General features: G+C 29.1%; 11 protein-coding genes. 7 read left to right on the top strand and 4 right to left on the bottom strand.

Features of this window, described 5'->3' with window-relative positions; translation table 11 throughout:
* Positions 1-14: 14 nt before the first annotated feature.
* From KQS_RS06620 to KQS_RS06605, 4 genes are all read right to left on the bottom strand, one after another.
* Positions 15-866 carry a hypothetical protein gene (locus KQS_RS06620; RefSeq protein ID WP_014388417.1) on the bottom strand — a complete coding sequence of 284 codons (852 nt, stop codon included), beginning with the start codon at positions 864-866 and terminating at the stop codon, positions 15-17.
* 110 nt (positions 867-976) lie between these two features.
* Positions 977-1987, bottom strand: a complete 1011-nt coding sequence (gene gap / locus KQS_RS06615; RefSeq protein ID WP_014388416.1) for a type I glyceraldehyde-3-phosphate dehydrogenase — start codon at positions 1985-1987, stop codon at positions 977-979.
* Between the two features lie 22 nt (positions 1988-2009).
* Positions 2010-2996, bottom strand: a complete 987-nt coding sequence (gene pfkA, locus KQS_RS06610; RefSeq protein ID WP_014388415.1) for a 6-phosphofructokinase — start codon at positions 2994-2996, stop codon at positions 2010-2012.
* 140 nt (positions 2997-3136) lie between these two features.
* Positions 3137-7699 carry a translocation/assembly module TamB domain-containing protein gene (locus tag KQS_RS06605; RefSeq protein ID WP_449404062.1) on the bottom strand — a complete coding sequence of 1521 codons (4563 nt, stop codon included), beginning with the start codon at positions 7697-7699 and terminating at the stop codon, positions 3137-3139.
* A gap of 47 nt (positions 7700-7746) precedes the next feature.
* On the opposite strand from KQS_RS06605, the gene tsaD reads away from it, so the two are divergent.
* The 7 genes from tsaD (at position 7747) to KQS_RS06570 (ending at position 14237) form a co-directional block, all read left to right on the top strand.
* Positions 7747-8772, top strand: a complete 1026-nt coding sequence (gene tsaD / locus KQS_RS06600; protein ID WP_014388413.1) for a tRNA (adenosine(37)-N6)-threonylcarbamoyltransferase complex transferase subunit TsaD — start codon at positions 7747-7749, stop codon at positions 8770-8772.
* 76 nt (positions 8773-8848) lie between these two features.
* On the top strand, positions 8849-9478 hold the full coding sequence (locus KQS_RS06595; protein WP_316929968.1) for a 16S rRNA (uracil(1498)-N(3))-methyltransferase: 630 nt from the start codon (positions 8849-8851) through the stop codon (positions 9476-9478).
* Positions 9479-9481: 3 nt separating this feature from the next.
* Positions 9482-10123 carry a DUF4159 domain-containing protein gene (locus KQS_RS06590; RefSeq protein WP_014388412.1) on the top strand — a complete coding sequence of 214 codons (642 nt, stop codon included), beginning with the start codon at positions 9482-9484 and terminating at the stop codon, positions 10121-10123.
* Complete coding sequence (locus KQS_RS06585; protein ID WP_014388411.1) at positions 10123-10623, top strand: TrmH family RNA methyltransferase; 501 nt, start codon at positions 10123-10125, stop codon at positions 10621-10623. The genes KQS_RS06590 and KQS_RS06585 overlap by 1 nt, the downstream gene beginning before the upstream one ends.
* Before the next feature lie 294 nt (positions 10624-10917).
* Positions 10918-11886, top strand: coding sequence for a zinc metalloprotease (locus KQS_RS06580; RefSeq protein WP_014388410.1), 969 nt, complete (start codon positions 10918-10920; stop codon positions 11884-11886).
* 87 nt (positions 11887-11973) lie between these two features.
* Positions 11974-13062 carry an AI-2E family transporter gene (locus KQS_RS06575; protein ID WP_014388409.1) on the top strand — a complete coding sequence of 363 codons (1089 nt, stop codon included), beginning with the start codon at positions 11974-11976 and terminating at the stop codon, positions 13060-13062.
* Positions 13062-14237 carry a THUMP-like domain-containing protein gene (locus KQS_RS06570; RefSeq protein WP_014388408.1) on the top strand — a complete coding sequence of 392 codons (1176 nt, stop codon included), beginning with the start codon at positions 13062-13064 and terminating at the stop codon, positions 14235-14237. Before KQS_RS06575 ends, KQS_RS06570 begins: the two co-directional genes overlap by 1 nt.
* Positions 14238-14240: the final 3 nt, after the last annotated feature.

The following is a 14240-nucleotide window of genomic DNA, read 5'->3' as shown; positions in this document are numbered from 1 at the left end:
CTTAAATTTTGTTATTACTTATTGGCAATATGAAATTCTATCAAACCATCAATAGGTCTTCGCAATACATTACCAAGTGTAATTCCGTATTCTTTTAAAATAGATTCTAATTCATCTTTTAAATAAAAAGCAATGGAACCTATGAAATGAACTGGAACTTCTTTATAATTTTCAAATTGCATGATATAATTTTCAACAAAGGCAGTCATTTCTTCTCTTATAAAATCTTGAAAAAGAGCTTCTTCTTTATTTTTAATTAGAAATTCAGCAAATGTGGCTAAATATGCATTAGGATTAGGTTCTTTATAAAAGTTTTGCTTAATAACATCCGCATCTAAGTCGTATTCTTTTTCAAATTTTTCAGCTAATTTTTTTGGCATTTTATTAAAATAATAAGCCCTAATTAAATGTCTACCCAATCGATTTCCACTTGCATCATCCATAGCAATATAACCTAACGATTGCACTTTTTGATGTAACACATGCCCATCAAAATAACTACAATTGGAACCGGTACCTAAAATACAGACAATTGCTTGCTCGTTCTTTGGAGTTGTTGCAAATACGGCTGCGTAAGTATCTTCATATACAGAAACAATTGCATTTGTGAAATATTCTTGAAAAACCATCGTTAAAAAATTTTTCATTCGATCTGTTCCACAACCTGCTCCATAAAAGAATAAATGTGTTACCTTTTCTTTATTATGAGAAACATCAAATTTATCATTTAATCTAAAAAGGATTTCATCTTTTGTTAAAACCTCTGGATTTAAACCTAAAGTTTGTGTTGTAAATAGAACTTTTCCATTATCATCAATGGCAATCCAATCGGCTTTAGTAGAACCGCTATCAACTAATAGTTTCATTTGTAGTTATAAAGTTTATTTTTAGTTTTCGAATGTACTTCTATTTTTTTAAAACGTAAAAAAATAGCACTCAAAAACCAATCTTGAATGCTATAAAAAATAAATTTGAATTATTTTACTGAGTGAATATGAACTGCTAAATCAATTAATTTTGATGAATATCCGTATTCATTATCATACCATGAAACAAATTTAAAAAAGGTACTATTCAGGCCAATTCCAGCCCCTGCGTCTACTATCGATGTTCTTGAATCGGATACAAAGTCTTGCGAAACTACAGCATCTTCTGTGAAACCTAATATTCCTTTCATAGTTGTTTCAGAAGCTGATTTTAAAACCGACATCACTTCGTCATATGTAGTTTCTTTGCTTAATTTTACCGTCAAATCCACCACAGATACATCTGCAGTAGGAACACGCATAGACATACCCGTTAATTTTCCATTCAATTCAGGAATAACTTTTCCGACCGCTTTGGCAGCACCTGTAGTCGCTGGAATGATATTTATTAAAGCTGATCTACCTCCTCTAAAATCTTTTTTAGACGGACCATCTACCGTTAATTGAGTTGCCGTTGTTGCGTGAATTGTAGTCATTAATCCTTCAACTATTCCAAAATGATCATTAATTACTTTTGCCAAAGGTGCTAAACAATTGGTTGTACATGAAGCATTAGATACTATTGTATCTTCAGGTGTTACATTAGTATGATTTACTCCCATTACAAACATTGGCGCATCAGCAGAAGGTGCTGAAATAACCACTTTTTTAGCTCCTCCTTTTATATGTGCGTTAGCAGTTTCTAATGTTGTAAAAATACCAGTACATTCTGCAACGATATCAACATCAACAGCTGCGTCATCCCATTTAATTAATGTAGGGTCTTTTTCTGCAGTTACACGAATGTATTTATCGTTTACGTATAATTCCCCATCAATTACTTCAACTTTTCCATTAAATTTTCCGTGAACCGAATCATATTTTAACAAATAGGCTAAGTGGTCTACGGCTAATAAATCATTTATTGCTACTACTTCTACATTATCTCTATTAAACGTTTCTCTAAAAACAATTCTTCCAATTCTTCCGAAACCGTTTATTCCTAATTTTACTTTTGACATATTTTTATTTTTAGTTTGTTTATTAAATAGAGATGATATCAGAAACTTTAACCAGTTCTGCATCAACTCTTGATTGTCCTTTAATTGCTTGTTCTAAAGGAGTTAACACTACTTTATCAGCTAATAATCCTACCATATAATTTGTTTTTCCTTCTAGTAAAACTTCTACTGCTTTTACACCTAATCTAGAAGCTAAAACACGATCAAAACAAGAAGGAGCACCCCCTCTTTGCATGTGACCAAGAACTGAGACACGAACATCATAATCAGGCATATTTTCTTCTACATAATCTTTCAATTCAAAAACATTTTTCCCAATTTTATCTCCTTCAGCAACTACTACAATGGAAGATGTTTTTCCAGAATCTTTACTTTTCCTTAAGGATTCAACTAATCGATCTAGTCCTAAATTTTCTTCTGGAATTAAAATTTCTTCTGCTCCACCTCCAATTCCAGCATTCAAAGCAATATGTCCGGCATCTCTACCCATAACTTCTACAAAAAATAGTCGGTTATGCGAATTAGCCGTATCACGAATTTTATCAATTGCTTCTACAACAGTGTTTAAAGCCGTATCGTAACCTAAAGTATGAGAAGTACCATAAATATCATTATCAATAGTTCCTGGTATACCAATAATTGGAAATTGAAATTCATTATTAAAAATTTCTGCACCTGTAAATGTTCCATCACCTCCAATAACCACTAAAGCATCTACTCCACTTTCTTTTAAATGATTGTAGGCTTGTAGACGACCTTCTGTAGTCATAAAATCTTTAGAACGTGCTGATTTTAATATAGTCCCTCCTTTATTAATAATGTTTTTTACTGTACGCGGCCCCATTTCTTTGAAGTCACCTTCAATCATCCCTTGGTAACCTCTATAAATACCAATACATTCTACATTGTAATAGGCACAAGCTCTAACTACTGCACGAATAGCCGCATTCATTCCTGGAGCATCTCCACCAGAAGTTAAAACTCCTATTTTTTTGATTGTTGATGTCATAATAAATATTATTGTATTGTAAAATTAAGAAAGGAAATTATTAAAAAAGCTATTAAAATGTAAAACTTTTGCGAAATTCTCAGTTTCAAACGATTTCGTTGATAAAATTTATAAAAACAGCAAATAGAAGAGTCTGTTCACTATTCAATCTCAGGTACAATTGGCTTTTCTATTTTCTTTTTAGGTTCATTGTTTTGACGTTTTCTCGTCTCTTCAATGAAATTAATCATATCTGGTGATAGTTCAGAATCAGGCATATGATCCACAGGATTATCAGGATTATTACTTTTATTTTTTTGAGATTTAAATAATTTATGAAGTAATTCTTTAAAATCATCAAAATCTACACTATATGATAATCCTATTCCTTGAGTATATCCTGTATTTTGACCAATTGAGTAGTAATTCACATCATTTTCTTTATTGAAAACGTGCGCTGTTAAAGTACCATCGTCATTTAATTTTAATTCAACTTCTACATTACCTACTACATAAGATTGATTTACACCGCCAACTGGAACTCCTACATTTCCGTTGATACTCAGTTTATCATTGATTTGAGTAGATAAGGTAACTAAAGCTCTATCTGAAATTTCTCTTTGTCTGTCTCCCACTTGATAATCTACACCGAACTGCATTTTGTTTTCTCCATCCGATAAAACTTCACCAAATATACCTTTTGCTGTCTCTAAGAAAGAACCATACCACGCCGCTGTACTATTTGCTGTAACAAAATTCCCTGTAGCAAGTAATCCAAATGCTTGTCGTTGACGCGTATCCTTATCTTGTAAACGATAATCTATTTCACTCTTTAAAGAAGTTTGTACTGTTGGAAAATTAATATTAAAATCGGATTGTGGATTACTTAAATCTCCATTGATTGCAATTACAACTTCAGTTGGTACTTTTTTATTAATCGTTGAACTTTCTACTAATATTCCTGGGTTGGCTTGTGTAACATAAACTGCCTCCAAATCAAGTACTGCACCCATTGGATCACCATCCCAACGAATAGTCCCTCCTTTTTTAACTTTAAAATTTTTATTAATTAAATTTCCATATCGGAATAAATACTCCCCTTCTAAAACTTGGAAATCTCCCGTCATATTAAATTTACCAAGCGTGTTAATATTCATAAACATAGAACCCTCACCTATTCCTTTCATAGAATGTCCGGTTTCTCTATTTAATATAACTTCAATTTCAGCGTCTCTTGTGATATCGAAATCAAATTTTAAATCAATACCTTGATAAGTTTTAGTTGGTTTATTTCCTTTTTTAACACCAAATTTTTCTTCTTCAGTTAAAAAATGCAAATATGAATTATCTCCAACCGATTCTGAATCATTTACTGGGATTTTAATAGATGTTCCTTTGGCCGATTTACCTTCAGCATCAATTACTAAAGATTCTACAGGTCCACTTATAGTAGCAAATCCATCGAAATAGGCTTTTCCAAAATAATAGGCATCGTCTGAATCTTTTGTATCTAATACTAACAATCTTTTTGAAGCAATTTTTAGATTTAATTCCCAATCTTCAAATTTTTTGTGTTTGATAGTGCCACTTAATACGCCTCTAGTTTTTTCATTTACATCTTCAACATCAATATTTCTAAATATAAATTGCTCTTCAGTTAAATCAATAATTGAGTTTTTATCAAAATTGTAATCTACATTTAAATAAGGAACTTTTAAACCTGCGTTATTTAAATATAAAACACCATCAATTTCTGGATCTTCAAGAGGACCAACAATATTGGCTCTTCCGGAAGCAAAACCTCTTACATTATCAACAATACCTTTCAAAAATCCACCGATTGGTTGGATGTTAAAATTTTGAAAACCAGCATCGAGTGATAAAATAGGTTTTTTATTTACGAATTCAACAATTCCTGTAGTATAAAAAGTTTCATTTTCTTCATGTAATAGACTGGCATTAACATTAAATTTTCTAAAATTTTCGTCACCGGAAACATTTAATTTTAAATCACCTAATGCAACTTCATTAACAACTAAGCTATCTACTTTTAAGTCGGTAGATGGTTCAAAGAAATTGTTATTTTGTTTGTAATTTACAGTACCATTTACTTGACCTCCAAAAGTAAGATCTTCTAATTCAGGTGTTACTTTAGATAAGTCGACATTATCAAAAGTTAAAGTAAAATCTTTGAAAGTTGAATCTTTCATAACACCATGAAAATCAATATATTGATTATTATGAGATAACGTTAATTTATTAAAATTAAAATCTTTAAATTTCTTGTCAAATGTTATTTTATTGTCATCAGTATCGTTTTCATTAATAAACCATTGGTATTTTTTGAAAGTAATATCAGATTTTTTAAATCCAACAACCGATTGTTTGTTTTCGTCAATCGTGTGGTATAAATTCAAATCATACGTATCTTGTTTTTTAGTCCCTCCTTTAAATTCGGTACGTACAAAAAGAGTATCATTCATTGTCAGATTAATTAAATTAAAATCAGCAATGGTATACCCTTTCGTATTTATACTATCTAACTGTATATAGGTGTTGTAAAGTGGATTTTTATTATCAATATCGATATTGATATTATTAAATTTATTACCGAAAGCATCAATTAATGGTGATTTAAAATCAAATTGAAATAAACCCGCATCAGCATTAATTTTTCCTTTTGCTCTTGTGTTTTCAGCAATAACAACATCTGGATAAAATACTTCTAAAATTTTATTGTAAACTGTAAAATCAAATTCTAAAAATTGATTTTTTTGCAATTTATGTGGAGAATAATTGGCATATAAACTTCCAACAGCATTTTCCACAATTTTCTTAATTTGATTAATTTTATATTTTCCTACTACTTTTCCATTAATCATATCTGAAGAGGACAAATTGATAGTTCTTACATTTTCTTCATCAAATGTTGAAGAAATAAAAGCGTTGTCAAAATAATAGTTATCCTTTTGATTACTGTAAGATATATTTTCTAAATTAATTATTCCGGCTAAATCATCAAAGGAATTTCCTTTTGCTTGCATTTTAATATGACCTGAAAATACAGACAAAGAATCTTTTTTATAAAGATTTATTTTTCTCAAATTAGCATAGTCAATTTGAGCATCAAAATCATATTCTCGTTTCTTTTTACTTAAATCAATTAATCCATTAAAGGTCATTTTTAAGTTTGGATCATTACTATCAAAATACCCTTTAAAATAAGGCATTTTCATTGTTCCATCAATTTCAATATCTTTATAAGTATAATTATTATAACGAATTGCTCCTATTTTACCGATTAACTTTGTATTTAAATATTTTTTTGAAAAGCCTTTTCCTAGTACTTCCATATCAGCAGAAGTTTTTCCTAAATCTTTTTCATCAAGGAATGAACCCAAATCAAAATTATCTAAAACAAATTGACCTTCATAATCAGCTTGGTCAATTTTATGCATATTATTTAATACAAAATCAGCATCAACATGTCCTAGTTTAGAATACAAATTAACATTAGCATCAATCCATTTTTCAGTTAATTCAACATCACCTTTTAAATCAACCATACCTAACTTTTGCAATTGTTTAGGTAAATTTTTACCTAAAAGTCTTGGTAGTACTTTACTAACACTTTCTTGACTAGCTGAAAATCGATCAAAATTTCCTTTTAAATAAAATTCTTGATTTTCTCTACCAAAAATGTTTTTCAATTGAAGCTTACCTACAATTTCATTACCATTTAAATCATTTAATTTAAGATTTGTAAAAATAAGATTGTTTAAAGTTCCTTTAATATAAGAGTCAATGTAAAACTTTTGATTTTTACCAAATTCAGGATAAAAATAATTTAGATCGTTACTCGATATTTTACCTTCTTTAATATCTAAATTAAAAATAACTTTATTGTTAAAATCTTTAAAATCCTTTCTATCATATAATAATTCTGTTCTACCTTTAAATGAAGAATTTTCAGTTACCAACTCTAATTCATTTAATAAAATATTCTTTTTAGTGTATGTGAAATCAGTAGTTAAATTTTTCATTACCAAACCTCTGTGGTCCTTAAATGATAATTTATATGCATAGGCTGTTACATTCGAACCTTTGATATAAAAATCATCCAATTGACCATTTAAATTAGTAAAATCAATAACTTTAGGTGTTTTTAAATTTTCATCGATGTAACGAAATCTAGAATTATTCAATTGTATTGAATTTATTCTCATTCTAAATCTACCAGAGGATTTTTTTCCATCATCAAAAGCAGCAACAAAACGGTCTAGATTAGTGTCATTTTCACCTTTATACTGTTTTATTTTAAAATTTAATTCATCTGCTTGTAATGCTCCAAAAAAAGGATGCCCTTTTTCATATAGTTTAGAAAAACTTAAAATAGAAGTATTGATTCTTTTAAAATGAGCAAGCGTATCTTGATGATGATCTTTAATTAAAACTCCGTTTAGTTTTACCCCTCCAAATGGAGTAATAGCCACTCTTTCAACTTTAATATCGACACCAAAGTCTTCTTTTAATAAGTCAGTAGCATAGGCACCTAATCGAGTTTGAACAAATGGCAAAGAAAGTAAGATGCATAACAACAGAAGTAAAATAATTACTCCTAGTATGATACGAAATGCTATTTTTCTAACTTTTTTGATAGGCGAAAATTTAGTTTTTATTAAAAAGAATGTTTTTTTCTTGCTATTAGCAACAAAAATAAGCAATTTTGTAGGACATTACAAAGTAAGTATACCAAATTTCATGCCTATTTATGACAGAAAGTAAAAAAATATACACTTTAGCGATTGAAAGTTCGTGTGACGATACTTCAGCTGCAGTACTATGCAATGATAAAGTACTATCAAATATAGTAGCAAGACAAAGTGTACACGAGGAATATGGCGGAGTTGTTCCTGAATTAGCTTCAAGAGCGCATCAACAAAATATTGTACCAGTAGTAGATGTAGCGCTAAAAAAAGCAGGAATTACAAAAGACGATTTACATTGCATTGCTTTTACTCAAGGACCTGGGTTAATGGGCTCGCTCCTTGTTGGGGGAAGTTTTGCTAAATCGTTGAGTCAAGGTCTTCAAATTCCATTAATTGCTGTAAATCACATGAAAGCTCATATACTTGCGCATTTTATACAGGAAGAAGGCTTTGAAAAACCTAAATTTCCTTTTTTAGCAATGACTATATCGGGAGGCCATACACAAATTGTAAAAGTAACTAGTTTTTTTAACATGGAAATTATTGGTGAAACTACTGATGATGCCGTTGGTGAAGCTTTTGATAAAAGTGCTAAAATATTAGGTCTACCCTATCCAGGTGGCCCATTAATAGATAAATATGCTCAGGAAGGAAATCCCAAAACCTATTCATTTACCAAACCTAAAGTAGACGGTTTGAATTTTAGTTTTAGTGGATTAAAAACACAAATTTTATATTTTATTCAAAAAAATACAGCCTTAAACCCCAACTTTGTAGAAGAAAATAAGGCAGATATTTGTGCTTCAATTCAGTATACAATTATTGAAATTTTGATGGACAAAATAAAAATAGCTGTAAAAGAAACTGGAATCAATCAAGTTGCTATTGGCGGAGGAGTTTCTGCAAATTCAGGAATAAGAACAACTTTAAAAGAAGCTGAAAAAAAATATGGTTGGAAAACATTTATCCCTAAATTTGAATATACAACAGATAATGCTGCTATGATTGGAATTGTAGGCTATTACAATTTTTTAGAAAATAATTTTAGTGATACAAGTGTTGTTTCTAAAGCCAGAATAGAATTTTAATTATGCAATTATTTTACAATTCAGATATAAAAATTTCAGATAAAAACTTTTTTTTGATAAAGAAGAAAGTAAACATATTGTTAAAGTTTTACGTAAAAAAGAAGGTGATAATATTTACATAACTAATGGTTTAGGTAATTTATTTATATCCGAAATTGTTTTCGCGTCTGAAAAAAAATGTGAGGTTAAGATTATTGATATTAATACATTTGAGCCTACTCCTTATTATATTCATATTGCTGTAGCACCTACTAAAATGAATGATCGAATGGAATGGTTTTTAGAGAAAGCCACAGAAATTGGAATTCATGAAATTACACCCATACTCTGTGAGCATTCCGAGAGGAAAGTATATAAAATTGACAGAGCAGAAAAAATAATTCAATCTGCATTAAAACAATCCAATCAATATTTTTTACCAAAAATAAATGAGCCTGTACCGTTTTCTAATTTTGTAAAAACAGCCTTTGATGGGCAGAAATTTATTGCTCATTGCGAAGAAACAGCTAAAAGATCGTTTAAAAATGAAATTAAACTAAATTCAAAAATTTTAATATTAATTGGCCCAGAAGGAGATTTTAGTACAAAAGAAATTAATTTAGCAATAGAAAATAAGTTTGTTCCTGTTACTTTAGGCAATACTAGATTAAGAACAGAAACAGCTGCTTTAGTTGCCTGTCATACTGTTGCACTAACAAATGAATAAATCATGAAAAAGATTACTTTATTTGCATTGCTATTGTGTTTGAATTTAAATTATGCACAAGAAATAGCATTATTAAAATATAATGGAGGAGGTGATTGGTATGCTAACCCTACCTCTCTTCCTAATTTGGTTAAGTTTTGCAATCAAAATATTAACACTAAACTGAATCCTAAAATTGCTACTGTTGAACCAGGAAGTGCCGAACTATTTTTATATCCTTTTGTACATATGACAGGACATGGAAATGTAATTTTTAGTGCAAATGATATTCAAAACTTAAGAAACTATCTTACTTCTGGTGGTTTTTTACATATTGATGATAATTATGGAATGGATACATACATTAGGAAAGAAATTAAAAAATTATTTCCAGAAAACCCGTTGACTGAAATTCCGAAATCACACCCAATATTTCAAGGTCCTTATCCATTTACAAATGGATTACCTAAAATCCATGAACATGACAACAAACAACCGCAAGCCTTTGGAATATTTATAGAAGGAAGATTAGCATTATTATATACTTATGAATGTGATTTAGGTGATGGTTGGGAAAACCAAGAAGTTCATAACGATCCGATTTCTGTTAGAGAAAAAGCTTTAAAAATGGGTGCAAATATTATTAATTACGTATTCAAAAACTAATGCAATTACAGCACAACAATACCAACTTTGAAAAACAACAATTTCCTATAACTGTAATTTGTGATGGAATTTATTTTCAAGAAAATATAGGTTCTGTGTTTCGTTTGTGCGATGCATTTGGAGTAAAAGACATTGTGCTATCAGGTAAAAATTTAATATTTTCAGAACGTAAAATAAATAAAACTTCTAGGAGTACACATAAAACTGTTCCTTACACTATAATTTATGATAAAGAAAAATTAATTTCTTTTATCAAATCAAATTTCGAACAGATACTTGGAATCGAGATAACAAACAACAGTATACCGTTAAACAAATTTGAATTTGACTCTTCTAAAAAAACAGCTCTAATAATTGGTAGTGAAGTAGTTGGTATTTCAGATGAGCTATTAAATTGTTGTCAAAATACTATTCATATTCCAATGCACGGAATCAATAGCAGCATGAATGTCACCCATGCCCTTTCAATTGTTTTATACACATTTACGCAGAAATTTTAGAATTTTTCATCTGAAAATTCAATTTTGCATTTAAAATCTTATCTATTTTTTACGGTTTTATAACATAAACGTTACGGTTTATTATTTTTTTTACATTTTATTATATTATTTAAAAAAATATAACAAATTTTCTAATCCCTTGAAAAACAAGGAGTTTTAAAAGTTTTGTTTTATGATTTATATTCATATTATTGGTATATTTTTTAAATTATATTTAATTTTAACAATTGTATATTGAATATATCACAAAAAAATAGTAATATTGCTTTACTATTAACCAAACAATTTATTTAAATGAAAAAATTATTAATGACACTTGCTGTTGCAAGTTTGTTGATTTCTTGTAACAAAGAGGATTCAACTTCAGTTAATGAAAGTTCTAATCAAACAGCTTCATTAGCTGGACACAGAGGTTGTTATTCACATGAACATTTAGAAGAGCAACTAAAAGCTGATCCAACTTTAGCACAAAGAATGAACGACATTGAAGTTCACACTGCTAAGACGGCTGCAGCTATTGAAACTGGAAGAATTGTAAATGGAGTTTTAGAAATTCCAGTAGTTGTAAATGTATTATACAGAACTACTGCGGAAAATATTTCTCAAGCTCAAATTCAATCTCAAATTGATGTATTAAATAAAGACTTTAATGCTCAAAACTCTGATTATAACACTGCTAACAACCCTTATTCAAGTGTAAGAGCAAATGTTGGAATTCGTTTTGTTTTAGATGCAGTGTATAGAAAATCAACAACTAAAACTTCATGGGGTACAAATGATGCCATGAAAAAGTCTACTCAAGGAGGTTTAAATCCTACTTCTCCAACTACTAAATTAAACCTTTGGGTTTGTACAATTGGAGGTGGTATTTTAGGATATGCTCAATTCCCAGGTGGATCTTCGGCTACTGACGGTGTGGTTATCGATTCGAAATATTTTGGAACAACAGGTACTGCAACGTATCCATTTAACTTAGGAAGAACAGCTACACATGAAGTTGGACACTGGATGAATTTACGTCACATTTGGGGAGATGCAACTTGTGGATCTGACTTAGTTTCTGATACACCAGTTCACAATGCTGCAAACTACGGTGTTCCTGCTGTAGGTCACAGAAGTACTTGTACTGGTACTCCACTTGAAATGTATATGAACTATATGGACTATACAGATGACAGAGGAATGTACATGTTCTCTAACGGTCAAAAATCAAGAATGTTAGCTATTTTCCAAGTAGGAGGATCAAGAGCATCATTTAGATAAGATTTTTAAAAAAAATATTTTAACCCGATTAGCTAATTAATCGGGTTTTTTTATTCCTTTTTTTGTAAGTTTGAAATAAAATTATTTATGAGAAGTACCGAAATATCAAATGCCATATTAAGAACTATTTTTATTCTTATTGGTATAGCACTTGGATTGTATTTGATATATTCAATTTCAGCCATAATAATTTATGTTATTTGTGCTTTGTTACTCAGCTTTGTAGCACAACCTATTGCCGATTTTTTACAAAAACGCTTACGTTTTAAGCCATTATTAGCCATTACAACATCTTTAACATTTTTTGTACTACTTTCAGTTGGAATTTTAATGCTATTTATCCCTTTAATTTTAACTCAAAGCAAGAAATTATCTTTACTAGATGTCAATTCACTTGAAAAAAATTATTCGCTATTCATTATCAATATTGATAATTGGTTATTGTCTCACAATATTGATTACAATAAGTACATTGATATTCAAAAAATATCTGAATCATTAAATTTAAATTTCATTACTGATATTGTTAATTCAATTATTGGATCTATTGGTAATTTTGGAATGGCTTTATTTTCTACTTTTTTTATTGCCTTCTTTTTTATGAAAGACCAAGATCTTGTAACTAAAAATTTAAAGTTCATTTTACCTGCCAAACAAAAATGGCGCATTTTAGCATCGCTTTTAAAAATAAAAAATATGTTGGCTAAATATGCAATTGGTTTAGTAGTACAATTATTCATTGTATTTGTACTTTATTTAATTGTTTTATTAATTTTTAAAGTTGAAAACGCATTTATTATTGCATTTCTTGGAGCTATACTAAATATTGTTCCTTATGTTGGTCCAATTATTGCTTCAATAATGACGGCTTTTTTAACCATGTTAAGCACTATTAATCAAGATTTTAATACTGTAATTGTACCAACTACATTGTATGTTTTAATTGGATACATAATTGTTCAAGTTATTGATAACAATATTAGTCAGCCTATGATTGCTTCAAAAAGTACCAATTCACATCCGTTAGAAATTTTTATTGTTATTTCAATTGCTGGAATATTAATGGGAATAACAGGTATGATAATAGCAATTCCACTTTATACTTCAATTAAAGTTGTTCTTAAAGAATTTTTTCCAAAGAATAAGTTGATACATATTCTAACTAGAAGTTTATAATGAATAAAGAAATATTGTCACAAGAAATTCAGGAGTTTATTACTGTTTCTTTAGATACTAATATAGCGAAACTTGCCTTGTCAAAAAATCCATTTCCAAATGTAGAATGGAAAGAAATAATAAATCAAATTGTTTCAAAAAATAAATCTAAAAATAAATTACCAACTTGGTTCAATTGTGAAAACATCTATTATCCTCAAAGTATTTCTATTGAACAAACGTCTTCTGAACAAACCGCAAAATATAAATCTGATTTAATTACAGGTACTTCTATTATTGATTTAACAGGAGGATTTGGAGTAGATTGCTATTATTTTTCAAAATCATTCCATCAAGTTACACATTGTGAACTAAATGAAGAACTATCCAAAATTGTAGATTATAATTTTAAACGTTTAAATATTACAAACATTTTATGCGTATCCAAAAATAGTACTGATTTTTTAAACGAAAACAATACGTTTTATGATTACATATATATTGATCCAAGTAGGAGAAGCAACAGTAAAGGAAAAGTTTTTTTATTAAAAGATTGTTTGCCTAATGTACCTGAAAACTTAGAATTTTACTTTACTAAGACAAATCACATTCTTATTAAAACAGCTCCTATTCTTGACATTTCGGCCGGTATCAATGAATTATCGCATATTAAATCCATACACATAATAGCATTAGAAAATGAAGTAAAAGAACTCCTTTGGGTACTTGATAAAAATTATGCAGCCTCAATAGAGATAAAAGCTGTAAATATTCAAAAAGAAAAAACAGATATTCAAACATTTGAAATAGGAAAAACTAATGAAGCTCAATTTTCGTTACCTAAAAAATATATTTATGAACCAAATGCAGCTATTTTAAAATCAGGATGTGTCGATGATTTATGCAACCAATTGCATTTGGAAAAATTACAACAACATTCGCACTTATTTACAAGTAACGAATTAGTAGAATTCCCTGGTAGAAGATTTAAAATTGAAGAAATTTTACCTTTCCAAAAAGCAGAAATTAAAAAACACCTACAAGGTAAAAAAATGAATATTACAATACGAAATTTTCCTTTGACTGTTGAAGAAATCAGAAAGAAATATAAAATTTTAGATGGTGGTTCTATTTATTCCTTTTTTACAACTAATAGAAATGAAGAAAAAATTGTTTTAATTTGCACAAAACTTTAAAAA

Origin of the sequence: Flavobacterium indicum GPTSA100-9 = DSM 17447 (assembly GCF_000455605.1) — a bacterium.
GTDB lineage: Bacteria > Bacteroidota > Bacteroidia > Flavobacteriales > Flavobacteriaceae > Flavobacterium > Flavobacterium indicum.
Note: the sequence above shows the minus strand (reverse complement) of the source record. Positions and strands in the feature narration are given on the sequence as shown.